The organism is Pantoea sp. ANP04 (assembly GCF_041982285.1).
In the GTDB taxonomy this organism is placed as follows: domain Bacteria; phylum Pseudomonadota; class Gammaproteobacteria; order Enterobacterales; family Enterobacteriaceae; genus Pantoea; species Pantoea eucalypti.
In genome coordinates this window covers 1-681 of the sequence record NZ_JAUTYS010000064.1, presented here as the reverse complement: position 1 = coordinate 681, position 681 = coordinate 1, and the positions used below count along the sequence as shown (strand labels likewise).

Genomic DNA, 681 nt, shown 5'->3' with positions numbered 1-681 from the left:
GTTTTTTTTTATTCTTCTTTGTTGGGGCTATTTTTTTTTATATTTTGTTGGATGTTTTCGAATTCTTAATTTTAGTCTGTCATTTATTCATTTATTTTTGAATTTTTCATTAAACTAACCCTAAAAAAAACCGCCAGGTCAGTTCAAAACCTATACGCTCGGTGACATCCAACTAAGTAGTAGAAATAACGCATAGGCAGTAACTAAATACTGCCACAAAACCTAGCAAAAGTCAAAACTTTTCAACAACTCCACGAAAAATTTTTCCCTTTTCCAACACAAACCCATTAATACCCGTCTGCGAATCAATACCCGAATTCAACCTAAACCAGTCAGACCCGTTATCCATAGTTCCACCCTGAATCCACCAACGCGAACCCCCATTATGGGCCGCACCAATCTCCTCAATGCGAGTGTGATGGAAATGCCCAGACAAGAAAATACTGAAACCAGCCAAAGGTTGCAAACCAAAAGACTGCTTCGCCAACCAATTCACCATGTTATCTGGTCGGGAAACCTGATGCCCGTGAGCTAAACCAACAATATGGAAACCATCATCAAACACATCAAACGCTAACGATTCACTATCAGGTTCAGGAATTAGAAACTTTACATCCAATCCAACCTCAGTAGCGAGTCGGCGTAACTGTTGCAAAATAACGATGCCCCAATCATCAACAC

The 681-nt window shown here is 39.6% G+C and carries 1 protein-coding gene; it reads right to left on the bottom strand.

Going from position 1 to position 681, the window contains the following annotated elements:
- Nucleotides 1-232: 232 nt before the first annotated feature.
- The coding region (locus Q7C21_RS22340) for a hypothetical protein (protein ID WP_375151135.1) at nt 233-681 on the bottom strand (449 nt) is incomplete at its 5' end.